Raw genomic sequence first — 23,607 nt, 5'->3', positions numbered from 1 at the left:
ACCCAGCGGTGGCACCGGCCGCCGCGCAACCGATAAGTCAAGCATGACAGCAATCCACATCAGCAACGTCCAAAAGCGCTACAAGTCGCTCCAGGCGCTGGGCGGCGTGTCGCTCTCCATCGAGGAAGGCGAGTTTTTCGGCCTGCTGGGCCCCAACGGCGCCGGCAAGACCACCCTGATTTCCTGCATCGCCGGCCTGATACGGCCGGACGCCGGCAGCATTTCCATCCATGGCCACGACGTGGTCAGCGACTTCCGCGCCGCCCGCAAGAAGCTGGGCGTGGTGCCGCAGGAACTGGTGTTCGACCCCTTCTTCACCGTGCGCGAGACCCTGCGCCTGCAATCGGGCTATTTCGGCCTGTCCAACAACGACGCCTGGATCGACGAGGTGATGCACAACCTCGACCTGACCAACAAGGCCGACACCAATATGCGCGCCCTGTCCGGCGGCATGAAGCGGCGCGTGCTGGTGGCCCAGGCCCTGGTGCACAAGCCGCCCGTGATCGTGCTCGATGAACCCACGGCCGGGGTGGACGTGGAACTGCGCCAGACCCTGTGGAAGTTCATCTCGCGCCTGAACCGCGAAGGCCACACCGTGGTGCTGACCACCCACTACCTGGAAGAAGCCCAGGCCATGTGCAAGCGCGTGGCCATGCTCAAGGCTGGCCAGGTGGTGGCGCTGGACACCATGGCGGCCCTGATACGGCGCATCTCCGGCTCGCAGCTGATCGTCAACATGACCCAGGGCGAGCTGCCGGCGGATTTGCAGCATCTGGTCACCCATCCCGAAACCTCGGAGCACGGCAGGAAATACAGCCTGCGCATCAACGACTATGCGGAAGTGGAAGGCATATTGGCGCGCTTGCGCGCGGCCGGCGCCGTGTTCGACGAAATGCAATTGCAACAAGCGGATCTGGAGGATATCTTCATCCAGATCATGGACAAGGGGACCGTATGAACTTCATCTCGACCGGTTTCCGCACCCTGGTCTACAAGGAGACCCTGCGCTTCTGGAAAGTGGCCACCCAGACCGTGGCCGCGCCGGTGCTGACCGCCATGCTGTACCTGCTGATCTTCGGCCACGTGCTGGAGGGCAGGGTGCAGGTGTATCCGGGCGTGAGCTACACCGCCTTCCTGATCCCCGGCCTGGTGATGATGAGCGTGCTGCAGAATGCCTTCGCCAATTCCTCGTCCTCGCTGATACAGTCCAAGATCACCGGCAACCTGGTGTTCGTGCTGCTCACGCCCCTGTCGCACTGGGAAATCTTTTCCGCCTACGTGCTGGCGGCCATGGTGCGCGGCATCGTGGTTGGTTTGGGCGTGTTCGTGATCACGGCCTGGTTCGCCCACCTGAGCTTTGCCCTGCCGCTGTGGATACTGGTGTTCGCCCTGCTGGGCGCCGCCATCCTCGGCACCATGGGCCTGATCGCCGGCATCTGGGCCGAAAAATTCGACCAGCTGGCCGCGTTCCAGAACTTCCTGATCATGCCGCTGACCTTCCTCTCCGGCGTGTTCTATTCCATCCATTCGCTGCCGCCGTTCTGGCTCACGGTGTCGCACCTGAACCCCTTCTTCTACATGATAGACGGCTTCCGCCACGGCTTCTTCGGCCAGTCCGATGTGAACCCGTGGACCAGCCTGCTGATCGTGTCGGCCTTCCTGGTGGTGCTGGCGCTGCTCGCCATCCGCCTGCTGCGCAGCGGCTACCGCCTGCGCCATTAATTTGTAAGGACTCCATCGTGACCACTACCCCCGAACTGATACACGGCTATATCTCGGCCGGCCTGGAATGCACCCACCTCGAAGTGGAGGGCGACGGCCAGCACTTCAGCGCCGTCATCGTGTCGCCGGCCTTTGCCGGCAAGCGTCCCATCCAGCGCCACCAGCTGGTGTACGCGGCCCTGGGCGACCGCATGCGCGAGGAAATCCACGCGCTGTCGATGAAAACCCTGACCCCCGAAGAATACCAAGGATAAGCATGGACAAGCTCCTCATCCAGGGCGGCCGCCGCCTGCAGGGCGACATCGCCATCTCGGGCGCCAAGAACGCGGCCCTGCCCATCCTGTGCGCCGGCCTGCTGACGGCCGGCGACGTGCAGCTGTCCAACGTGCCGCACCTGCACGACGTGGCCACCATGCTGAAATTGCTGGGCAAGACCGGCCTCAAGGTGCAGCAGGACGGCGACCGCGTCACGCTCAACGGTTCCGACATCACCACCCTGGAGGCGCCGTATGAGCTGGTGAAGACCATGCGCGCCTCCATCCTGGTGCTGGGTCCCCTGCTGGCGCGCTTCGGCCAGGCCAAGGTGTCGCTGCCGGGCGGCTGCGCCATCGGTTCGCGCCCGGTGGACCAGCACATCAAGGGCCTGCAGGCCATGGGCGCCGAGATCACCATCGAGGCCGGCTACATCCACGCCAAGTGCGCGAAGCTGAAAGGCGCGCGCATCGTGACCGACATGATCACCGTGACCGGCACCGAGAACCTGCTGATGGCCGCCACCCTGGCCGAGGGCGAGACCATCCTGGAAAACGCCGCCAGCGAACCGGAAGTGACCGACCTGGCCCACCTGCTGGTGGCCATGGGCGCCAGGATCGAAGGCATAGGCAGCAGCCGCCTGGTGATCCAGGGCGTGCCGGAACTGCATGGCGCCAGCCACGCCGTGATCTCGGACCGCATCGAAGCCGCCACCTTCCTGTGCGCGGTGGCCGCCGCCGGTGGCGACATCACCATCCGCAATACCCGGGTAGACATCATGGACGCCGCGCTGGACAAGCTGCGCGAGATCGGCGTCCAGCTGACCGTGGGTGAGGACTGGATACGCGCCCGGATGGACCAGCGTCCCAAGCCGGTGAGCTTCCGCACCACCGAATACCCGGGCTTCCCGACCGACATGCAGGCCCAGTTCATGGCGGTGAACACCATCGCCGACGGCGCCAGCCGCGTCACCGAGACCATCTTCGAGAACCGCTTCATGCACGTGCAGGAGATGAACCGCCTGGGCGCCGCCATTGAAACCGACGGCAACACCGCCTTCATCAAGGGCGTCGAGCAGCTGGTGGGCGCGCCCGTGATGGCCACCGACCTGCGCGCCTCGGCCTCGCTGGTGATCGCCGCCCTGGCCGCGCGCGGCGAGACCCTGATCGACCGCATCTACCACCTGGACCGCGGCTACGACCAGATGGAAGTGAAACTGTCGGCCGTGGGCGCCGACATCAAGCGGATTAAATAAGCGCCGCGGTCGCACCGCAGCGGCGGACCGCCGCGCATGCGGTGCCTATACTGAGCGTGAGGGCACACTCAGCATAGATTCCCGCGTGCGCGGGAATGACCGAGCTGGCGATAACAGTAAATTGGAACTCACATGACGCAACTGATCCTGGCGCTGTCCAAGGGCCGCATCTTCGACGACACCCTGCCGCTGCTGGAAGCGGCCGGCATCACCGTGTCGGAGAACCCGGAAACCTCGCGCAAGCTGATCCTGGACACGAACGACCCCGATGTGCGCGTGCTGATCGTGCGCGCCACCGACGTGCCGACCTACGTCCAGCATGGCGCCGCCGACTTCGGCGTGGCCGGCAAGGACGTGCTGCTGGAGCACGGCGGCGAGGGCCTGTACCAGCCGGTCGACCTGCACATCGCCGAATGCCGCATGTCGGTGGCGGTGAAGGCCGGCTTCGATTACGAGACCGCCGTGCGCCAGGGCGCGCGCCTGCGCGTGGCCACCAAGTTCGTGCAGACCGCGCGCGAGCACTTCGCCGCCAAGGGCGTGCACGTGGACCTGATCAAGCTGTACGGCTCGATGGAGCTGGCGCCGCTGGTGGGCCTGTCGGACGCCATCGTCGACGTGGTCAGCACCGGCGGCACCCTGCGCGCCAACAACCTGGTGGAAGTGGAAGCCATCATGGACATCTCCTCGCGCCTGATCGTCAACCAGGCCGCGCTCAAGCTCAAGCGCGAGCGCCTGCAGCCCATCATCGCCGCCTTCGAACGCGCCTCCCGCAAACAGAGCAATAGCCAGTAATAGCCGCCATCATGACCATCCGGATCACCAAGCTCGATACCCGCCAGCCCGACTTCCAGCAAGCCCTGGACAGTCTGCTGGCCTTCGAGGCCAGCACCGACGACGCCATCGAAAGCGCCGTCACCTCCATCCTGGCCGACGTAAAAAAACGCGGCGACGCCGCCGTGCTGGAATACACCAACCGTTTTGACCGCATCCCCAACGGCGGCGCCGCCAGCATGGCCGCCTTTGACATAGCCCAGGAGGAATTGCAGGCCGCGCTGGCGGCGATTCCGGCGGCGCAAAGGACGGCGCTGGAAACGGCGGCGCAGCGCATCCGCGTGTTCCACGAGCGCCAGAAGCAAGAGCTGAACGGCTTCACCTACACCGAGAACGACGGCACCATCCTGGGCCAGAAGGTCACGCCGCTGGACCGCGTGGGCATCTATGTCCCGGGCGGCAAGGCCGCCTACCCATCCTCGGTGCTGATGAACGCGATTCCGGCCCACGTGGCCGGGGTGCAGCACATCACCATGGTGGTGCCGACCCCGGATGGGGTGAAGAACCAGATGGTGCTGGCCGCCGCCGCCATTGCCGGCGTGACGCGCGTGATCACCATAGGCGGAGCCCAGGCCGTGGCCGCGCTGGCCTATGGCACCGAGAGCATAGAGCCGGTGGACAAGATCGTCGGCCCCGGCAACGCCTTCGTGGCCGCCGCCAAGCGCCGCGTGTTCGGCGTCGTCGGCATCGACATGATTGCCGGCCCGTCCGAAATCCTGGTGCTGTGCGACGGGACCACCGATCCGGACTGGGTCGCCATGGACCTGTTCTCGCAGGCCGAGCACGACGAGCTGGCCCAGGCCATCCTGCTGTGCCCGGACGCGGACTACATCGCCAGGGTCGAAGCCAGCATAGAAAAACTGCTGCCCACCATGCCGCGCCAGGACGTGATACGCACCTCGCTGGCCGACCGCGGCGCGCTGGTGCTGGTGCGCCACATGGAAGAAGCTTGCGCCATCGCCAACAGCATTGCCGCCGAGCACCTGGAGATCTCGGCCGAGAACCCGCAGCACTGGGCCGAGCGCATCCGCCACGCGGGCGCCATGTTCCTGGGCCGTTTCTCGTCCGAGTCGCTGGGCGACTATTGCTGCGGTCCCAACCACGTGCTGCCGACTTCGCGCACGGCGCGCTTCTCGTCGCCGCTGGGCGTGTACGACTTCCAGAAGCGCTCCTCCGTGATCCAGGTCAGCGAGGCCGGGGCCCAGACCCTGGGCAAGGTGGCGGCCGAACTGGCCTACGGCGAAGGCCTGCAGGCGCACGCCCGCAGCGCCGAACTGCGCCTGAAGGCCTGAGACTGTGGAACAGCGCGAGGAGCGGCCCGCCTGGCTGGACCAGGTCTATTGCGAGGATGCGCTGGCCGGACTGGCGCGCATCCCGGATGGCTCCATCGACCTGATCCTGACCGATCCGCCCTACAACCTGGGCAAGGATTACGGCAACGGCTCGGACCAGCAAAGCGTGGACGACTACCTGCGCTGGACCGAGCAATGGGTGGATGCCGCCCTGCCCAAGCTCAAGCCCAACGGCAGCCTGTACATCTTCCTGACCTGGCGCTATTCGCCCGAGATCTTCGTCATGCTGAAACAGCGCATGACCATGATGAACGAGATCATCTGGGACCGCCGGGTGCCGTCCATGGGCGGCAGCGTGCGCAGCTTTTCCTCGGTGCACGACACCATAGGCTTTTTCGTGCGCCGCAAGGATTATTATTTCGACCTGGACGCGGTGCGCATCCCCTACGACGCCGAGACCAAGAAGGCCCGTTCGCGCTCCATCTTCATCGGCGCCAAGTGGCTGGAAGTGGGCTACAACCCCAAGGATTTGTGGAGCGTGTCGCGCCTGCACCGCGAGCACCCGGAGCGCGCCGACCACCCGACCCAGAAGCCGCTGGAAATCATCGAACGCATGGTGAAAGCCTCCTGCCCGCCGGGCGGCGTGGTGCTGGACCTGTTCATGGGCAGCGGCACCACCGCCATCGCGGCGCGCCGCAGCGGCCGCCATTTCGTCGGCTTCGAGCTCAATCCCGATTACTGCGCCATCATCGAGCAGCGCCTGACCGCCGGCCTGGCCGCCGGGGCGGGGCAGGCGCCGGCCGCGAAAAAAGCGGCGCCGCGCCGCAAGCCGGCGCGCGATGCGGCCGAAGCGCCCCCCGTGGCCGCTGGCGATGTGCCAGACTACCTGCCAGGCAGCCCCGGCAAGCCGACCAGCCAGCCGGCAGTCAAGCAAGCCGCCAAGCCAGCCAAGCAGGCCGACGTCAAGCAGGCCGCCAGCAAGCAGGCTGGCAAGAAACCGGCCGTCAAGCCCGCTGCCGCCAAGAAAACGGCATCCCGAAAACCGGCCGCCGCCACCGCATAGCATCCCAGGAGCCAGCCAGATGTCCGCCCTCGCCACCCTCATCGCCAACACCATCCGGTCCGACGTGCGCGCCATCCATGGCTACCAGGTGCCGGACGCCGGCGGCTACATCAAGCTGGACGCGATGGAAAACCCCTATCCGCTGCCGGACCACCTGCTGGAGGAGCTGGGCCGGCGCCTGGCGGCCGTGGCCCTGAACCGCTATCCGGCGGCTGGCTACGGCCCGCTCAAGCAGCGCATCCGCGAACGGCTGGGCGTACCGCCGGGCTACGACGTCATCCTGGGCAATGGCTCGGACGAGCTGATCTCCATCCTGGACATGGCCTGCGCCCTGCAGGAGCGGCGCGCCACGGTGCTGGCGCCCACCCCGTCCTTCGTCATGTACCAGCGCTCGGCCCAGTTTGCCGGCATGGATTACGTGGGCGTGCCGCTGCGCGCCGACCTGACCCTGGACCGCGAGGCCATGCTGGCCGCCATTGCCGAACACCGGCCCACGCTGGTGTATCTGTCGTATCCAAACAACCCCACCGGCAATTTGTTCGAGGCTGCCGACGTCGAGGCCATCATCGCCGCCCTGGGCCAGACCGGCATCTGCGTGGTGGACGAAGCCTATGAGCCGTTTGCCCAGCACAGCTTCATGGGCCGCCTGCCGGAGTTTCCCAACCTGGTGGTGATGCGCACCGTGTCCAAGCTGGGCCTGGCCGGAATTCGCCTCGGCTACATGTCGGCGGCCCCGGCCTTGCTGGCTGAATTCGACAAAGTGCGGCCTCCTTACAACATCAACGTGCTGACCCAGGCGGCGGCCGAATTCGCGCTCGACCACCTGGACGTGCTGGACCGCCAGGCCGAGGCGCTGCGCGGCGCACGCGCCATCCTGGCCGATGCGCTGGGCAAAATCCACGGGGTGGCAGTGTTCCCCTCGGCCGCCAATTTCATCCTGATCCGGGTCGCCGATGCTGATGATACCTATGCGAAACTCCTCTCACACAAGGTGTTAATTAAAAATGTGAGTAAAATGCATACTGTGCTGGCCAATTGTCTGCGCATCACAGTCAGCACCCCGGAAGAGAATTCCGCCTTCCTCGATGCGCTGGCCGCATCGGTGGCAGCAGCTTAAGACCATAGCAAGAGCCCTTTTCATGAACCGCACCGCAGAAATCACGCGCAACACCAACGAGACGCAAATCCGCGTCGCGATCAACCTGGACGGCACCGGCCAGCAAAAGCTGAACACCGGCGTGCCCTTCCTCGATCACATGCTGGACCAGATCGCCCGCCACGGCTTGATCGACCTCGACATCGAGGCCACCGGCGACATCCACATCGACAACCACCACACGGTGGAGGATGTGGGCATCACCCTGGGCATGGCGGTGGCCAAGGCCATCGGCGACAGGAAAGGCATCAAGCGCTACGGCCACGCCTACGTGCCGCTGGACGAGGCCCTGTCGCGCGTGGTGCTGGACTTCTCCGGCCGGCCCGGCATCGAGTACCACATCCCGTTCACGCGCGCCATGATAGGCACTTTCGACGTCGACCTGACCCTGGAATTCTTCCGCGGCTTCGTCAACCACGCCCTGGTGACCCTGCACATCGACAACCTGCGCGGCACCAACGCCCACCACCAGTGCGAAACCGTGTTCAAGGCCTTCGGCCGCGCCCTGCGCATGGCCGCCGAGCGCGACGAGCGCGCGGCCGGCACCATCCCCTCGACCAAGGGCAGCCTGTAAGCCTCCATATCATGAAAAAAATCGTAGTAGTTGATTACGGCATGGGCAACCTGCGCTCGGTCGCGCAAGCCCTGCGCGCCGTCGCGCCCGAGGCCGAGGTGCTCATTTCCGGCGAGGCGGCCGATATTGCCCGCGCCGACCGCATCGTCCTGCCCGGCCAGGGCGCCATGCCGGACTGCATGCGCAGCCTGCGCGAGTCCGGGGTCCAGGAAGCCCTGCTGGAAGCGTCGCGCAGCAAGCCCATGATGGGCGTGTGCGTGGGCGAGCAAATGCTGTTCGATGTCAGCGAGGAAGGCAATGCCGCCGGCCTGGGCCTGTTGCCCGGCAAGGTGGTGCGCTTCCAGCTGGACGGCCAGCTGCAGGAGGACGGCTCGCGCTTCAAGGTGCCGCAAATGGGCTGGAACCAAGTGCGCCAAAGCGCGTCCCATCCCTTGTGGGCAGGCATACCGGACGACAGTTATTTCTATTTCGTGCATAGTTACTTTGCGCAGCCGGCCGACGCCGCCCATACCGTCGGCCAGACCGTGTACGGCCAGCCCTTCGCCTGCGCGGTGGCGCGCGACAATATATTCGCGACGCAGTTCCACCCGGAAAAAAGCGCCGCCACCGGCTTGCAGTTGTATAAGAATTTCGTGCATTGGCAACCCTGAACCACCACTCCACTCCTAACCGATTACCTAGATCATGCTGCTCATTCCTGCCATCGACCTCAAAGACGGTCACTGCGTTCGCTTGAAACAAGGCGATATGGAACTCGCCACCGTATTTTCCGAAGATCCGGCCGAGATGGCGCTCCATTGGCTCAAGCAGGGCGCGCGCCGGCTGCACCTGGTGGACCTGAATGGCGCCTTCGCCGGCAAGCCCAAGAACGAGGCCGCCATCAAGTCCATCCTGCAGGTGGTGCAGGACTATGCCGAGGACAACGACCTCGATGAAATCCCCGTGCAGCTGGGCGGCGGCATCCGCGACCTGGACACCATAGAACGCTACCTGGACGCCGGCATCAGCTACGTCATCATCGGCACCGCCGCCGTCAAGGAGCCGGGCTTCCTGCACGACGCCTGCGGCGCCTTCCCCGGCCACATCATCGTCGGCCTGGACGCCAAGGATGGCAAGGTGGCCACCGATGGCTGGAGCAAGATGTCCGGCCACGAGGTGATCGACCTGGCGCAGAAGTTCGAAGCCTACGGCGTGGAATCCATCATCTACACCGACATCGGCCGCGACGGCATGATGGGCGGCGTCAACATCGAAGCCACGGTCAAGCTGGCGCAGGCCGTCAAGATCCCCGTGATCGCCTCGGGCGGCCTGCACAACATTGCCGACGTGGAAGCCCTGTGCGCGGTGCAGGACGAGGGCATAGAAGGCGTGATCTGCGGCCGTTCCATCTACGAGGGCACGCTGGACCTGGCCTCGGCCCAGCTGCGCGCGGACGAGCTCAGCGGCGACCTGATCGACGAAGACGAGGCCGAATAAGGCCTTTTAAAACGGGCCCCGCGCGGGCCCATGGAATCCACCATGCTTGCAAAACGTATCATCCCCTGCCTGGACGTGACCGACGGGCGCGTCGTCAAGGGCGTCAATTTCACTGAACTGCGCGACGCCGGCGATCCGGTCGAGATCGCGCGCCGCTACGACGAGCAGGGCGCCGACGAGCTGACCTTCCTCGACATCACCGCCACCAGCGACAACCGCGGCCTGATCCTGCACATCATCGAAGCCGTGGCCTCGCAGGTGTTCATCCCCCTGACCGTGGGCGGCGGCGTGCGCGAGGTGGCCGACGTGCGGCGCCTGCTGAACGCCGGCGCCGACAAGGTCAGCATGAATTCCTCGGCCGTGTCCAACCCGCAGCTGGTGTACGAGGCCTCGCAGAAGCACGGTTCGCAGTGCATCGTGGTGGCCATCGACGCCAAGCAGACCGCGCCCGGGCGCTGGGAAGTATTCACCCACGGCGGCCGCAAGGCCACCGGCCTCGACGCCATAGCGTGGGCGAAAAAAATGGAGCAGCTGGGCGCCGGCGAGATCCTGCTGACCAGCATGGACAAGGATGGCACCAAGTCCGGCTTCGACCTGGGCCTGACCCGTGGCGTGTCGGATGCAGTCAGCATCCCGGTGATCGCTTCCGGCGGCGTGGGCGGCCTGCAGGACCTGGCCGACGGCATACAGCAGGGCAAGGCGGACGCCGTGCTGGCGGCCAGCATCTTCCACTACGGCCAGCACACGGTGCAGGAGGCCAAGCAATTCATGGCGCGCCAGGGCATTCCCATGCGCCTGTCCTAACCCAGCAGGAACACACTATGCAAACTGCGGCAAGCAAGGCCAAATGGCTGAAGAAGATCCAGTGGGACGAGCACGGCCTGGTGCCGGTGATCGCCCAGGAAGCCGGCAGCAACGATATCCTGATGTTCGCCTGGATGAACCGCGACGCCCTGGCCAAGACGGTCGAGCTGGGCGAGGCCGTGTACTGGAGCCGTTCGCGCAAGAAGCTGTGGCACAAGGGCGAGGAATCGGGCCACACCCAGAAGGTGCTGGAAATCCGCCTCGACTGCGACGAGGACGTGGTCCTGCTCAAGGTCGAGCAGGCCGGCGGCATCGCCTGCCACACCGGGCGCCACTCCTGCTTCTTCCAGAAGTTCGAGGGCGGCGCCGCCGACGGCGACTGGCATGCCGTCGATCCAGTCCTGAAAGACCCCACCACCATCTATGCCGACAATGGCGCGGCCGAGCCGCCGCCCTCCACCCCACCCAAGAAGTAAGCACATGACGACTGTACTGGACCGCCTGGCGGAACTGATTGAATCGCGCAAGCCCGCCAACGGCGGCGACCCGGCCGCCTCCTACGTGGCGCGCCTGTTTGCCAAGGGCGACGACGCCATCCTGAAAAAAGTCGGCGAGGAAGCCACCGAGACCGTGATGGCGGCCAAGGACGCCCGCGTGGCCGGCGACAGCAGCAAGGTGCTGTACGAGTGCGCCGATCTGTGGTTCCATACGCTGGTGATGCTGGCCCAGTTCGGCCTGACCCCGCAGCAGGTGCTGGACGAGCTGGCGCGGCGCGAGGGCATGTCCGGGCTGGAAGAGAAAGCGGCCCGCAAGGACGAGCTGCGCGACGCCGCCGAAGCCCAGAAACACGACTAAACCGGAGCCCCCGTGGACAACTGCCTGTTTTGCAAGATCGCCGCCAAGCAAATCCCTTCCACCACCGTCTACGAAGACGAGGACTTGCTGGCCTTCAAGGACATCCGTCCGGCCGCGCCCGTGCACTTGCTGATCATCCCCAAGAAACACTATTCCACCCTGTCCGACTGCAGCGCCAACGAGGCCCCGCTGCTGGGCAAATTGCTGGCGCTGGCCCCCCGTCTGGCGGAGGAAGCCGGCTGCGCAGTCAGCTATGATGCCGACGGTACCCCGACCGGCGGCTTCCGCACCCAGATCAACAGTGGGCCGGATGGCGGGCAGGAGGTGTACCATCTGCATTTGCACGTGATAGGCGGCGCCCATCCTTGGCGCGGCGAACACTGAACTTGCATATCTGCATACTTGCTTTGCGGAGATGACAGCACCATGACAGGGGGCGCATCGCTTATACTGTTGCTGTTTGCAAGGCTTTGATGGTTTTTTTCTGGGCGTGCGCGCCTGCTTAGGGGAATAGAAATGGGTACTGGTAGCTGGTTGCATTGGGCAATTTTGCTGGTGGTGGTGATCCTGATCTTCGGCACCAAGAAGCTGGGTAACGTGGGGTCGGACATCGGCAAGGCCGTGAAGGGCTTCAAGGACGGCATCAAGGGCGAGGAAGACAAGTCGCCGGCCGCGCCGTCGCAAGTCGCCGACAAATCCACCATCGACGTCGAGGCCAAGGAAAAGAGCAAGCAGTGAGCGCCGCGGGCCGCGGCCCGCCTGCTCCTGGCTGAACCCTTATGATCGATCTCGGTCTCACCAAACTAGCCATCATCGGCGTCGTCGCCCTGGTCGTCATCGGTCCGGAAAAACTGCCGAAGGTGGCGCGCATGGCCGGCACCCTGTACGGCCGCGCCCAGCGTTACCTGAACCAGGTGAAAACCGAAGTCACGCGCGAAATCGAAATGGAAGAGCTGCGCAACCTGCACAAGGAAGTGCAGGACGCGGCCCAGGCCGTCAAGCAGGATGTCGAGCAATCCATTTCCTCCCACGTGTCGGAAATGGAAAATGCGTGGAACGACAGCCATGGCGCGCCCAGCAGCGTGGACGCGCCGCGCATCGCCACCGCCACGGCGGAGGACCAGCAGCGCAAGGCGCGTGAGTTCCGCCGCAAGAAGCTGGTGCGCAGCTCGGCCATTCCGGCCTGGTACAAGCACCGGCATGGCGGCAAGTCGCACGTGACCTCCGGCGCCGCGCGCGTGGCCCGCTTCCGTCCGCGCTCCTCCTCCAACACATCGTTTTATTAAATGACTACACCTGCGAGCGGCGAGGAAACCTTTATCTCGCACCTGGTCGAGCTGCGCGACCGCCTGGTCAAGGCCGTCATCGGCATCCTGATCGTGTGCGTGGGGCTGATGATTTATCCGGGTCCGGCCAGGATCTACGACATCATCGCCGCACCCATGCTGGCCTCGCTGCCGGCCGGCTCCAAGATGATCGCCACCGGCGTCACTTCGCCCTTTCTGGTGCCCATGAAGGTGACCCTGGTGGTGGCGCTGGTGCTGGCCCTGCCCTGGGTGCTGTACCAGCTGTGGGCCTTCATCGCGCCCGGCCTGTACGCGCATGAGAAGCGTTTGATCGCGCCGCTGGTGATCTCGTCCTCGCTGCTGTTCATGCTGGGGGTGGCGTTCTGCTACTTCTTCGTGTTCGGCCGCGTGTTCCACTTCATTGCCGAATTCTCGCCGCAGTCCATCGCCGTCACGCCCGACATCGAGAACTACCTGGACTTCGTGATGTCCATGTGCCTGGCCTTTGGCGCCACCTTCGAGGTGCCGGTGGTGGTGGTGATCCTGGTGCGCATGGGCCTGGTGAGCGTTGACAAGTTGAAGGAGATCCGTCCCTACGCCATCGTGGGCGCGTTTGCCGTGGCCGCCGTGGTCACGCCGCCGGACGCGGTCAGCATGTTCTCGCTGGCTATCCCGATGTGCTTGCTGTACGAGCTGGGCCTGTTTGTGGCTCCCATGTTCGTGCGGGCGACCCAGGCTCCGGAAGAGCAATCCTGAGCGGCCTTCCGCCACGCCGAGTTGGCTAACCGGGCAGCCTGAGCACCAGGGCCAGCGTCACGCCTTGCAACAGCAGGGTGGCGCCAGCCAGCCAATACAATATATTCACGCGGCCCTCCAGTTTTGTGATGCGTGCCGTCAAGTCCGCCTCCAGCTTTTCGATGCGGGCCAACAGCTCGGTCCTCAGCATGTCCATCCTGCCCAGCATTTCGTCCCTGAGCATGTCCATCCTGGCCAGCAATTCGTTTCTGAGCCCGTCCATACGCGCCAGCAATTCCACCTTGAGCACTATATGCTCGCCGGGCGTGACGGTGGCGCTGACCAGGGCGTCGATCAGTGCCTGGGCGTGTGCTTCCGCCTGGTCCGGCGGGAAGCCCGCCTGTATCAGGGTATGGATGTAAGCGTGGGTGTCAAACGGTACCGGCATGGTCATGATCACTCCCTCCTTGGATGGTAGCAGAAACGCGGGACTGCACCATCCTACCGGGGCAAGCGCCGGCGCCGCTTGCGGCCCGTCATGGCACGGGCCGCGGGCGCGCGCTTATTGGCTCATGAGCTCGCGTATCATGCGCACCGGCGCGCTGCCGTAGCTGAGGAATTGCTCGTGGAATTGCTTGAGGTTGAACTTGTCGCCCAGCGCCTGCTTGCGCTGTTCGCGCAATTCCATGATCTCGCTGTAGCCGCTGAAATAGCTGGTCAGCTGTACCGACGAGACCTGCACCCGGTGCCATTTCTCCACCGCCTCGCTGCGGGTCTGGAAGGCCTGGCGCGTCAGCAGGTCGATGGCCTGCTCCTCGGTCATGCCCAGCACGTGCACGCTGTAGTCGAGGATGGTGTTGGTCACGCTGCGCAAATTCCATTTGGAGTACATCAGCCACATTTCCGGCGTGTCGCCGCCGTAGCCGGACTCCAGCATCATGCGCTCGCCATACACGGCCCAGCCTTCCACCATGGCGCCATTACCGAACAGAGACTTGACGATGGAGGGCGACTTGTTGGCGTACACCAGCTGCGCGTAATGGCCGGGGATGGCTTCGTGGATGTTGAGGATCTGCAGTATCCAGTGGTTGTATTCGCGCAGGCTGCTTTCGGCCGCTTCCGGCGTGGCGCCATCGAGCGGCGTCACGTTGTAGTAAGTGCGGTCCTGCGGGCGGTAGGGGCCGGGCGCGTCGATGCTGGCGCCGGCCACGCCGGCCTGGTAGGCGGGCGTGGGCCGCACTTCCAGCGGCTTGTTCGGATCCAGGGTCAGCAGGTCGTGGCTGATCACCCAGTCCTGCAGCTGCGGCACTTGGCGCTTGATCTCGCTGACGAAATCCTCGCGCGCCACATGGCGCTCGGACAGCTTGGCGATCACCGCGCCTATCTTGGCGTAACGGTCGGCCGGCTTGGGCGCGGCGCCCATGGTCTGGGTCCACAGCTGGTCGGACAACTGGTCCATGCGCGCCAGCAGTTCCTCGCGCGCCGCCAGGGCCTTCTGGTAAGTCTGCTCGGCGGTGCTGGCTGACTGGATCTCCAGCGCGAACTTCTGCTCATACAACTGGCGGCCCAGGCGGAAGGTGCGGCGGCCCTTGGTATCCATGTTCTGGTCCAGGTCCTTGAGGAAGGCCATATAGCCATCCACCGCCGACAGCGCCGCGTTGACGCGCTGGGTGTATTGCTGCTTCTCGATGGGCGTGAGGATGGAAGCCTGGGCCGCCTTGTCGAGGTCGGTCAGCACGGCCTGCACGCCGGGCGCCTGGGCAATCGCCAGGCGGGTATGTTCGCGGGTCGGGTTGACGATGTTGGCGCGCGCGGCCTCGTAGTAGGCCGGAATGCTGGCGATGCGCTTGAGCAGGGTGCGCAGGCGCTGCGGCTGGGCCGCGTACTCGGTGTGCAGCACCAGGTCGATGGGGCCGGCCACGTTGTAGCTGGCCGGATTCCATTCGAATTCGCGCAGCGTGGTGAGATTGAAGCGGTCGGTGTTGAGCTTGTTGACCAGCAGGGCCAGGTCGGTGCGCTGCTTGGGCGACAGCTGGCGCGCGTCAACCTTGGCGAAGCGGCCGAGCCAGTCGTCGATGAAGGCCAGCTGGGCGGCCTGGGTGGCGCGGTCCGGTACGGTCAGGTTGGCGGCGGTGTCGTACTTGCCGGCGTAGATGGCGCTTTCCGAATCGATGCGCCACAGGGCGTTGATGAACTGGCCGGACAGGGCGTCCATGGCCTTGTCCTGGCGCCGTTCGGACGGCGTGGCCTTGATCATGGGCGTGGCGGCCGCAACGGCCTTGCTCCTGCCGCCGCTGGCTTTGCCGCCCTTGGCGGATTTCCTGCCGCCGTGGGCAGAGGATTTGGCGCCGCCCTTGGTCTTGGCGGCGGCGGGTTTCTTGTGCGTGGTGGCGGCGCCGGCCGGCGCGCACGCCAGGGCGGCCGCCATGACGGCCAGGGCAATCTTGGATTTGATCATGTGTCTACTACCTTGTCAGCGTTTTGGACCGGGCGCGCCCTGCACGCCCGGCCCGAAGCGGTGGAGATTAACATTAATCAGCCCGTTTGGGCGTACCGGGAGTCCGCCAGTTTGTAACCGGATTTCAGCGCGCCAGGCCTTCCTGCAGCATGGCCAGCATCTCGCCGGCCGACATGCGCGCGGCCACGTCGCTGCCCTCCAGCAGGCTGTCGGCCAGCTCGCGTTTGTGGGCATGCAGCTCGACGATGCCCTCCTCGATGGTGTGGCGCGCCACCAGCCGGTAGATGGTCACCGGGCGCAGCTGGCCCATGCGGTGGGCGCGGTCCGAGGCCTGGTCTTCCACGGCCGGATTCCACCACGGGTCCATGTGCACCACGTAGTCGGCTGCGGTCAGGTTGATGCCGACCCCGCCCGCTTTCAGGCTGATCAGGAATACCTCGCCCTGGCCGGCCTGGAAGGCGTCGACCCGCTTCTTGCGTTCGGCCATGGGGGTGGCGCCATCCAGGTACTGGTAGGCGATTTTGTGCTGGTCGAGATGGTCGCGGATCAGGCCCAGGTGGTCGACGAACTGGCTGAACACCAGCACCTTGTGGCGGTTGTCCAGCAGCCCTTCCAGCAGGCGGGCGAAAGCGGCCAGCTTGCTGCTGGCCAGCTTGAGCTCCGGCGCCACCAGATTGGGATTGCAGCAGGCGCGCCGCAGCCGCATGATCTCGGCCAGGATCTGTATCGATTTCTTCTCGGCCGGTCCCTCGACCTGTTCCAGGTTGTCCAGCGCCGCGCGGCGCAGCGATTCGTACAGCGCGGTTTCCTCGGCCGACAGGTCGACCTCCAGCGTGATCTCGGTGCGCGAGGGCAGCTCGTCCAGCACCTGGGTCTTGGTGCGGCGCAGGATGAAGGGCTGGATCAAACGCCGCAGGCGCTGGCGCGCGGCCGCCGTGGCGCGGTGGTCCTGCGGCTTTTCGATCGGTGCGGCAAAGCGCAGGTTGAACTGTTCCAGGCTGCCCAGCAGGCCCGGATTGATGAAGCGGAACAAATTCCACAGCTCGCCCAGGTGGTTTTCCAGCGGGGTGCCGGTGCACACCATGCGGAAATCGCCCTGCAGCGCCATCACCGCCTGCGAGCGCTTGGTGGCGGCGTTCTTGATGGCCTGGGCCTCGTCCAGCACGATGGTATGCCAGCGCACGGCGGCAAAGCGCGCCGCTTCCAGCTGCAGCAGGCCGTAGCTGGCCACCACCACGTCGTGCTCGCCCAGTCCGGCCAGCGAGGCGTCGCGGTCGCCGCCGCCGAACAGGCGCACCTTGAGCGTGGGCGCGAAGCGGGCCGCCTCGCTGATCCAGTTCAGGCACACCGAGGTGGGCGCGATCACCAGCGCCGGACCCTCGGGCGCGCGGGCCAGCAGCAGGGCCAGGGTTTGCAGCGTCTTGCCCAGGCCCATGTCGTCGGCCAGGCAGGCTCCCACGCCCCAGTGGGCCAGGCGCGCCAGCCACTGGTAGCCTTCCAGCTGGTAGTCGCGCAGCTCGGCCTGCAGGGTGGAGGGCAGCTGCGGCACGAAGGCGGCCTGCCGCTCCATCTGTTCCAGGTGTTCCTTCCAGCGCTGGTCGGCCTTCAGGCTGCCCGCCTCGCCGGCCAGTTCCTCCAGCGCGAACGCGGCCAGCGGATGCAGGCGCACGCCGTCGGCGGTCGGGTCGCCGTACGCGGAGATTTCCTGCAGCCTGCGGTACAGCTCCTCGGTCAGGGCCAGGAAGCGGTTCTCGCCCAGCTCCACGAAGCGGCTCCTGCTCTGCGCGATAAGGTCCAGCAGGGTGCGCAGGTCCAGCACCCTGGTTTCGTCGATGGCCAGGCCGCCGCTGGCCGCGAACCAGTCCTTGTGGCTCTTGATGGCCAGCCGCAGCTGCTGCGACGAAGCCTTGTTGGTAAGGCGGAAGCGCTCACCCTCGGGCCAGGCCAGCACGATGCTGTCCGGGTCCAGGGCCTGGACCTGCTCCAGCAGGCGCAAACACAGGGCCGGCTGGCCCAGCGCCCATTCGCCGTGCTCCTGCTCCGCCTCCAGCAGCACGTCGCAGTGCTCGACCAGCTGGCGCTGGGCGTCGCGTTCGGCGTTCAGCTGGCGCTTGGCTTCCACCGGGCGGCCGCCGGCGTCGGCAATCACGCTCTCGGCGCCGCTGCCGGGCGCGTAGTAGGCGCCGTCCGGCAGGGGCCGCACCAGTATCTGCAGTTTCAAGCCGTGCTGGTAGGGCAGCAGGTGCAGGTGCAGGCGGGCGTCGGCCTGCACCTGTTCGATGTTGGAGGAGGAGCCGCCTATGTCCGACTGCACCGTCACCAGCGAGGAGACCGAGCCTATGGCCTGCATCACCTGGGCCTCGGCGTGCTCCGGCACCACCAGGCCGTCGCCGACGATGGCGGCGATGCGGCGGTGTTCATCGGTGACGCTGATGGCGCGCAGCCGGGTCGGGGTTTCGCGCGTGACGATCAGGCGGTTGCCGTCGTCGGGAATGGCTGGCTGCAGGCTCAGGTGCAGGTTGCCGTCGCTCTTGCGTATCAACAGTTCCGGCTCGCCGGCGATCAGGTCCACGCGCGCGTCCGGCGCATCGGCCCAGAACAGCAGCGGATGGCCGACCAGGGCCGGCGCGGCGCGCTGCGGGTCGATCTCGTAGGCCAGGCCGGACGACTGGTAGCCGCGGTGCGCCACGCTGATGGTCTCGGCCGCGCGCATGTCCTGCGGCGTGAGGTAGTCGAACTGCTCGGTCTCGAAGCGCAGCCGCTTGAGGCCCACGGCGCGGCCCCTGCTCCAGATGCCGCGCGCGTCGCGCTTCTGCTCGCGCGGCTCGATCGCGGTCAGGCCGTAACGCGGGTCGTAGCTCAGCATCCAGGCCAGGCGGGTGGCGCCGCGCTCGGCCGGCGCCGGCTGCTGCAGGTTGATCAGGGCCGAGAGCTGGCGCTGCCACGCTTCCTGGCGCTCGAACCACGGCGTCAGGTCGGCGAAGCCGTATTGCTTGCGCAGGGCGGCGGCGCGCACGCCCTGCTCGGCCTCGCCCATGTGGCCCAGCACGGCCGCCGCCTGGGCCGCGATGAAGTGGTAGCCTGCCGCCTCGGCCTGGCTCGCCAGTTCGCGCACCTGGTCCAGGTGGCGGTGCAGCAGCGTGTGCGACAGCCAGTAGAACAGCAGGGCCTGGAACATTTGCGCCTGCAGCCCGCTTTCCCACGGACGGCTGGCCAGGGCTTCGGCCTGCAGCACGCCGCCGCGAATCTGGCGCAGCATGTCGAGCTGCTGGTGCACCGGACTGTCCGGATTGTGGGCCGCGCGCACGGCGATGTCCAGATATGCCTCGGCCGCCTTGGCCTGGGCGGCGTCGCCGCGCAGCAGCGACAGCACGTACAAATGGCCACCCATGCCGCTGAAGACCTGCTTGCGCTTGCCTGATTCGCGCCGCATGGTCTTAAGCGCGGCGTCGAAGCCGGCGATGGCGGCGCCGCTGGCCCCGCGCAGCAGCACCACCACGCTGGCCAGGAACTGGCTCACGGCGCCACCGGTGCGGTCCAGGTAGCGCTTGGCGTCGTCCAGGCGGCCGCACAGGATGGCGTCTTCCGCCAGCGCCAGGCGCAGCACCGGGCTGACATCATCCTTGGCGGCCAGGCGCCGCTCCAAGTGCTGCTCGATGAAGGCGCGTACGGTGGGTGCGGCCCGCGGTTCGCGCTGGGTGTGCTGCAGCAGCACCGTCAGCACATCGTCCTGCAGCAGCGGGTGCACGCGGGCCAGCATGCCCGGCTCGAAGGGGCGGCCGAAAATATCGACAATCGGATGCAGCTGGGCCGCCTCATAGCAGCCCAGGCAGAAGGTCAGCAGCGGCAGCACCTGCTGCGGCGCCTGGCCGCGCAAGAGCGCCATGCGCAGGCGCGCCATGCCGGCCCGGTAGCTGCGCGGCTCGGTGCTGTTCCAGGTCTGGCGCAGCGGCGCCAGCTCATCGTAGGCCTGGCTCAGGTCATCGAGCGCATGGGTGCCGATGGCGGCGCGCATGGCCGGCCAGCGCAGCTTGGGATTGCAGGCAAAGCCGCGCCCCAGCACCTGGCTCAGGAAAGCCACCCGCTCCAGCTTGCGCAGCGCTTCGTCCAGGGTCGCCACGGTGTAGGGCGCGCCGTTGTCGTCCTCGATGCGTGCCAGCTTGAGGTGGTCCAGGATGGCGGTGCGGCCCATGGGTTCGCCCACCAGCGCCAGCAGGGCCAGCACCATTTTCTCGTTGAATGCCAGCGCGTCGAATTCGGCCTGCAGCTGCGTGTCGGTCATACGGTGATACTCATTGCTTCAGGTTGTCGATGGACACCGGCGCGGGCGCGGCCGGGTCGTGCAGGCCGAACATGCGCTGGTAGAAGTACAGCTCGGCCTCCAGCGTGCGCACGATGTTCTCGGCCTTGCGGAAGCCGTGGCCCTCGCCTTCCAGCGGCACATAGGCCACCGGCACCCCGCGCGCGCGCAGCGCCGCCACCATGGCTTCCGACTGCTGCGGCGGCACGACCTTGTCGTCCAGGCCCTGGAAGAAGATCATGGGGCGGGCCAGCTTGTCGGTATGGTGGATGGGCGAGCGCTGGCGGTAGATGGCGGCGGCCTGCGGCTGCGGCGCGATCAGGTAGGCATTGTAATGCGACTCGAACTTGTGCGAGTCCTGGTCCAGGCCTTCCAGGTCGGACACGCCGTAGTAGCTGGCGCCCAGCTTGAACACGTCGTGGAAGGTCAGCGCACACAGCGTGGTCAGGCCTCCAGCGCTGCCGCCACGGATGATCAGGCGTTCCGGGTCGACCAGCCCGCGCGCCACCAGGGCGCGCGCGCCGGCTATGCAATCCTCGACGTCGACGATGCCCCACTGGCCCTTGAGCGCGTCGCGGTAGGCGCGCCCGAAGCCGGTGCTGCCGCCGTAGTTCACGTCCAGCACGCCAAAACCGCGCGAGGTCCAGAACTGGGTGGCCAGCTTGAGGGTGCTGGTGGCCATGCCGGTCGGGCCGCCGTGGCTGATCACGATCAGCGGCGGCAGGGTGCCGGCTGGCGCCGCCACGTCCCGGTTGCGCGGCACGTAATAAAAGGCGTGCGCGGTGCGGCCGTTGGCCGACGGATAGCTGATGCTGTCCGGGATGGAGAGATAGCCTTGATCCGGCAGCCCGGCGATGGAGCGCGCCAGCACCTCCAGTTCACCGTTGGCCAGGTCGATGCGCGCCAGCTCCAGCGCGATAGTGGGGCTGCCACCCAGCAGGGCCACATAACCGGGCGCCACCCGCAGTTCGCGGATTTCTTCATACGGATTGGCGATGGGCTGCAGCTGGCCGCTGTCCACCGCCAGCGTGGCCAGGCGGCTGACGCCATTCTCGATATAGGTGCAGACGATCTCGCCGGCCGAGCGGAAGCCGTACATGGCGTTGCCGAAGTTCCAGTGCGGGCCGCCGAATTCGGCCTCCATGGGGCACAGGGCGCGCGCCTGACCGTCGCCCTCCAGGTGGTACAGATTCCACCAGCCGCTGCGGTCGGACACGAAGTGCAGCACGCCGTCCGGCGACCACTCCGGCTGGCAGATGGCTTCCTCCGGACCGCCGGCCACCAGGTGCGGCTGGCCCAGGCTGCCGTCGGCGCGTACCTCGGCCAGCCACAGTTCCGTGCCCTGCCAGGGCATGCGCGGATGGTCCCAGCTCAGCCAGGCCAGCTGCGCGCCGTCCGGCGACAGGCGCGGCGCGGCATAGAAGTCGTGGCCCTGGGCCAGCACGGTCTCGGCGCCGTCCGCGGCGATGGCGCACAGCGTGTTGACGGGATGGGCGTGATCCTCGCCATGCAGCTCGCGCACCGCCAGCAGGCGGCCACGCGCGCGGTCGATGGCGAAATCGGCAAAGCGCTGCCTGGCGGGAGTATGCTGGGGACGGGTCAGGGCTTGCGGCGCGGCGCCGGCCACCTGGCGGTACACCACGTTGTCGGCAAAATGCGAAAAGTAGACGGTATCGCCATCGACCAGATAGGCGCCGCCGCCATATTCGTGTACCCGGGTGCGCACATTCCACGGCGCCGGGGTCAGTTCCTCAGTGGCGCCGCCGCGCCGGCGCAGCAGGGCATTGCGGCCGGCCTCGGCGGCGCGCCCTGCCAGCCAGTAGATGGCGTCGCCGTCCAGGGCCAGCTGGGCCAGCGGGGTGGCGCCGGCGGCCACGTGGGCCGCGTCCAGCGGCGAAGGCCAGGCGCCATAAGGGGCAATGGTGTGGTTGGCGGTGCTCATGGTCTCTCCTCTTACGCATGAAAAAACGGCGGGGGATGCGATAATACCCTTTTACCCGTTGCCGATAGCTCCCATGCCCCAATTTGCTCCGCTCCAGAACGATACCTTCCTGCGCGCGTTGCTGCGCCAGCCCACCGACTACACCCCCGTGTGGCTGATGCGCCAGGCCGGGCGCTACCTGCCGGAGTATCGCGCCACGCGCGCCAAGGCCGGTTCCTTCATGGGCCTGGCCACCAATCCCGACTACGCCACCGAAGTCACGCTGCAGCCTTTGGACCGCTATCCGCTGGATGCCGCCATTTTGTTTTCCGACATCCTGACAGTGCCGGACGCCATGGGCCTGGGCCTGCATTTCGTCGAAGGTGAAGGCCCCAAATTCGAGCGCCCGGTGCGCACCGAGGCCGAGGTGCTGGCCGTGCGCGAGCCGGAGCTGGACAAGCTCGATTATGTGTTCAAGGCCGTGACCCAGATCCGCACCGAGCTCCACGGCCGGGTGCCGTTGATCGGCTTTTCCGGCAGCCCCTGGACCCTGGCCTGCTACATGGTGGAAGGCGAAGGTTCGCGCGAATTCCACACCATCAAGAAGATGCTGTACAACCGCCCCGACCTGATGCACCACCTGCTGGCGGTGAACGCGCGCGCCGTGGCGGCCTACCTGAACGCCCAGATCGAGGCGGGCGCCCAGGCCGTGATGGTGTTCGATTCCTGGGGCGGCGCGCTGGCCGACGGCGCCTACCAGGAGTTTTCGCTGCGCTACATGCGTGAGGTGGTGTCCCAGCTCAAGCGTGAGCACGATGGCCGGCGCATCCCGGCCATCGTGTTCACCAAGGGCGGCGGCCACTGGGTGGAAGAAATCGCCGCCAGCGGCGCCGACGCCGTGGGCCTGGACTGGACCGCCAGCCTGGGCCAGGCGCGCCGCCTGGTGGGCGACAAGGTGGCGCTGCAGGGCAACCTGGACCCCGCCATCCTGTTCGCCAGTCCGGAGCAGATCGCCGACCAGGTGCGCAAGGTGCTGGACGACTATGGTACGCCGTCGGCCGGCCACGGCCATGTGTTCAACCTGGGCCATGGCATTTCCCAGTTCACCCCGCCGGACAACGTGGCCGCCATGGTGGAGACCGTGCACCAGTACAGCCGCAGCCAGCGTGCCCGCTAAGAACCCGCTTCAAAATGACCATGGCGTCGTTACGGCTCCTTGCCGTGCAGGCGCACTGTCTTCGTCGCCGCGCCTAGCCCTGCTCGTTTTGAACCGGCTTCCCAGTGCAGCAGAACGACTTATGCACAATATTTTTTTGTGCTGAAATAACTGGCAAGCCTATTTTCCGGCCTTCCCGTCACGCTGCAAGTCATTGATTTGAAAAGATATATTCTAGGTACAAGACGTGGCGGACGGGGGATGTGGAAAAGTTATTCCGGGTCTGAAACTAGTTTATCGGCCCGTTGTTCACAAAGTTATCCACTAAAACTGTGGATAAAAAAGAAAATCGCTTAGTAAACCGTGACTTAGCCTAAACGTTTCCTATTTGCACAGAAAATATGCTGCATTGCACATATTTTAAGCAGGGAAATGGTTGCTAGCGCTGGAGTAATTCCCAACAATACTTCA

The 23,607-nt window shown here is 66.1% G+C and carries 22 protein-coding genes and 1 pseudogene; 19 read left to right on the top strand and 4 right to left on the bottom strand.

Annotation, left to right across the window (positions count from 1 at the left end; translation table 11 throughout):
- The first annotated feature begins 43 nt into the window (after positions 1 to 43).
- The 18 genes and pseudogenes from ACLB1G_RS10635 (at position 44) to tatC (ending at position 13,322) form a co-directional block, all read left to right on the top strand.
- Entirely contained in the window at positions 44 to 958 is a 915-nt protein-coding gene (locus tag ACLB1G_RS10635; protein WP_491627163.1) for an ABC transporter ATP-binding protein, read from the top strand.
- Complete coding sequence (locus ACLB1G_RS10630; protein WP_491627162.1) at positions 955 to 1,722, top strand: ABC transporter permease; 768 nt, start codon at positions 955 to 957, stop codon at positions 1,720 to 1,722. The genes ACLB1G_RS10635 and ACLB1G_RS10630 overlap by 4 nt, the downstream gene beginning before the upstream one ends.
- Positions 1,723 to 1,739: 17 nt before the next feature.
- On the top strand, positions 1,740 to 1,976 hold the full coding sequence (locus tag ACLB1G_RS10625) for a BolA family protein (protein ID WP_491627161.1): 237 nt from the start codon (positions 1,740 to 1,742) through the stop codon (positions 1,974 to 1,976).
- A gap of 2 nt (positions 1,977 to 1,978) precedes the next feature.
- Entirely contained in the window at positions 1,979 to 3,229 is a 1,251-nt protein-coding gene (gene murA / locus ACLB1G_RS10620) for a UDP-N-acetylglucosamine 1-carboxyvinyltransferase (RefSeq protein ID WP_491627160.1), read from the top strand.
- 132 nt (positions 3,230 to 3,361) lie between these two features.
- The gene (gene hisG, locus ACLB1G_RS10615) at positions 3,362 to 4,021 is read left to right on the top strand and encodes an ATP phosphoribosyltransferase (RefSeq protein ID WP_491627159.1); all 660 of its coding nucleotides are present in this window, start codon (positions 3,362 to 3,364) and stop codon (positions 4,019 to 4,021) included.
- Positions 4,022 to 4,032: 11 nt separating this feature from the next.
- Positions 4,033 to 5,352, top strand: a complete 1,320-nt coding sequence (gene hisD, locus ACLB1G_RS10610) for a histidinol dehydrogenase (RefSeq protein WP_491627158.1) — start codon at positions 4,033 to 4,035, stop codon at positions 5,350 to 5,352.
- Between the two features lie 4 nt (positions 5,353 to 5,356).
- Positions 5,357 to 6,121, top strand: a pseudogene (locus tag ACLB1G_RS10605) (DNA-methyltransferase); the annotation flags it as partial.
- 313 nt (positions 6,122 to 6,434) lie between these two features.
- Positions 6,435 to 7,532: a histidinol-phosphate transaminase gene (gene hisC, locus ACLB1G_RS10600; RefSeq protein ID WP_491627157.1), complete on the top strand. Its 1,098-nt coding sequence runs from the start codon at positions 6,435 to 6,437 to the stop codon at positions 7,530 to 7,532.
- 22 nt (positions 7,533 to 7,554) lie between these two features.
- Entirely contained in the window at positions 7,555 to 8,145 is a 591-nt protein-coding gene (gene hisB / locus ACLB1G_RS10595) for an imidazoleglycerol-phosphate dehydratase HisB (protein ID WP_491627156.1), read from the top strand.
- Positions 8,146 to 8,156: 11 nt separating this feature from the next.
- Positions 8,157 to 8,795 carry an imidazole glycerol phosphate synthase subunit HisH gene (gene hisH / locus ACLB1G_RS10590; RefSeq protein ID WP_491627155.1) on the top strand — a complete coding sequence of 213 codons (639 nt, stop codon included), beginning with the start codon at positions 8,157 to 8,159 and terminating at the stop codon, positions 8,793 to 8,795.
- A gap of 34 nt (positions 8,796 to 8,829) precedes the next feature.
- Positions 8,830 to 9,621: a 1-(5-phosphoribosyl)-5-[(5-phosphoribosylamino)methylideneamino]imidazole-4-carboxamide isomerase gene (hisA, locus tag ACLB1G_RS10585; RefSeq protein ID WP_491627154.1), complete on the top strand. Its 792-nt coding sequence runs from the start codon at positions 8,830 to 8,832 to the stop codon at positions 9,619 to 9,621.
- Between the two features lie 42 nt (positions 9,622 to 9,663).
- On the top strand, positions 9,664 to 10,425 hold the full coding sequence (gene hisF, locus ACLB1G_RS10580; protein ID WP_491627153.1) for an imidazole glycerol phosphate synthase subunit HisF: 762 nt from the start codon (positions 9,664 to 9,666) through the stop codon (positions 10,423 to 10,425).
- 17 nt (positions 10,426 to 10,442) lie between these two features.
- Positions 10,443 to 10,901, top strand: coding sequence for a phosphoribosyl-AMP cyclohydrolase (gene hisI, locus ACLB1G_RS10575; protein WP_491627152.1), 459 nt, complete (start codon positions 10,443 to 10,445; stop codon positions 10,899 to 10,901).
- Positions 10,902 to 10,905: 4 nt separating this feature from the next.
- Positions 10,906 to 11,280, top strand: coding sequence for a phosphoribosyl-ATP diphosphatase (locus tag ACLB1G_RS10570; RefSeq protein WP_491627151.1), 375 nt, complete (start codon positions 10,906 to 10,908; stop codon positions 11,278 to 11,280).
- A 12-nt stretch (positions 11,281 to 11,292) separates the two neighbouring features.
- Positions 11,293 to 11,664, top strand: a complete 372-nt coding sequence (locus tag ACLB1G_RS10565; RefSeq protein WP_491627150.1) for a histidine triad nucleotide-binding protein — start codon at positions 11,293 to 11,295, stop codon at positions 11,662 to 11,664.
- A 132-nt stretch (positions 11,665 to 11,796) separates the two neighbouring features.
- The gene (tatA, locus tag ACLB1G_RS10560) at positions 11,797 to 12,018 is read left to right on the top strand and encodes a Sec-independent protein translocase subunit TatA (RefSeq protein WP_491627149.1); all 222 of its coding nucleotides are present in this window, start codon (positions 11,797 to 11,799) and stop codon (positions 12,016 to 12,018) included.
- 41 nt (positions 12,019 to 12,059) lie between these two features.
- Complete coding sequence (gene tatB, locus ACLB1G_RS10555; RefSeq protein ID WP_491627148.1) at positions 12,060 to 12,566, top strand: Sec-independent protein translocase protein TatB; 507 nt, start codon at positions 12,060 to 12,062, stop codon at positions 12,564 to 12,566.
- Positions 12,567 to 13,322, top strand: a complete 756-nt coding sequence (gene tatC, locus ACLB1G_RS10550) for a twin-arginine translocase subunit TatC (protein WP_491627147.1) — start codon at positions 12,567 to 12,569, stop codon at positions 13,320 to 13,322.
- Between the two features lie 25 nt (positions 13,323 to 13,347).
- Here tatC and ACLB1G_RS10545 read toward each other — a convergent pair whose 3' ends face one another.
- The 4 genes from ACLB1G_RS10545 to ACLB1G_RS10530 form a co-directional block, all read right to left on the bottom strand.
- Positions 13,348 to 13,755, bottom strand: coding sequence for a CCDC90 family protein (locus tag ACLB1G_RS10545; RefSeq protein WP_491627146.1), 408 nt, complete (start codon positions 13,753 to 13,755; stop codon positions 13,348 to 13,350).
- A 108-nt stretch (positions 13,756 to 13,863) separates the two neighbouring features.
- On the bottom strand, positions 13,864 to 15,759 hold the full coding sequence (locus tag ACLB1G_RS10540) for a DUF885 domain-containing protein (RefSeq protein ID WP_491627145.1): 1,896 nt from the start codon (positions 15,757 to 15,759) through the stop codon (positions 13,864 to 13,866).
- A gap of 124 nt (positions 15,760 to 15,883) precedes the next feature.
- Positions 15,884 to 20,041, bottom strand: a complete 4,158-nt coding sequence (locus ACLB1G_RS10535) for a DEAD/DEAH box helicase (RefSeq protein WP_491627144.1) — start codon at positions 20,039 to 20,041, stop codon at positions 15,884 to 15,886.
- Between the two features lie 10 nt (positions 20,042 to 20,051).
- On the bottom strand, positions 20,052 to 22,001 hold the full coding sequence (locus tag ACLB1G_RS10530) for a dipeptidyl-peptidase 5 (RefSeq protein WP_491627143.1): 1,950 nt from the start codon (positions 21,999 to 22,001) through the stop codon (positions 20,052 to 20,054).
- Between the two features lie 73 nt (positions 22,002 to 22,074).
- Between ACLB1G_RS10530 and hemE the strand changes: the two genes are divergently transcribed.
- On the top strand, positions 22,075 to 23,157 hold the full coding sequence (gene hemE / locus ACLB1G_RS10525; RefSeq protein ID WP_491627142.1) for a uroporphyrinogen decarboxylase: 1,083 nt from the start codon (positions 22,075 to 22,077) through the stop codon (positions 23,155 to 23,157).
- Positions 23,158 to 23,607 lie beyond the last annotated feature (450 nt).

It is taken from the genome of Duganella kummerowiae (assembly GCF_053572355.1).
The sequence above is the reverse complement of the archived record's forward strand: the minus strand, read 5'-3'. Positions and strand labels throughout refer to the sequence as shown.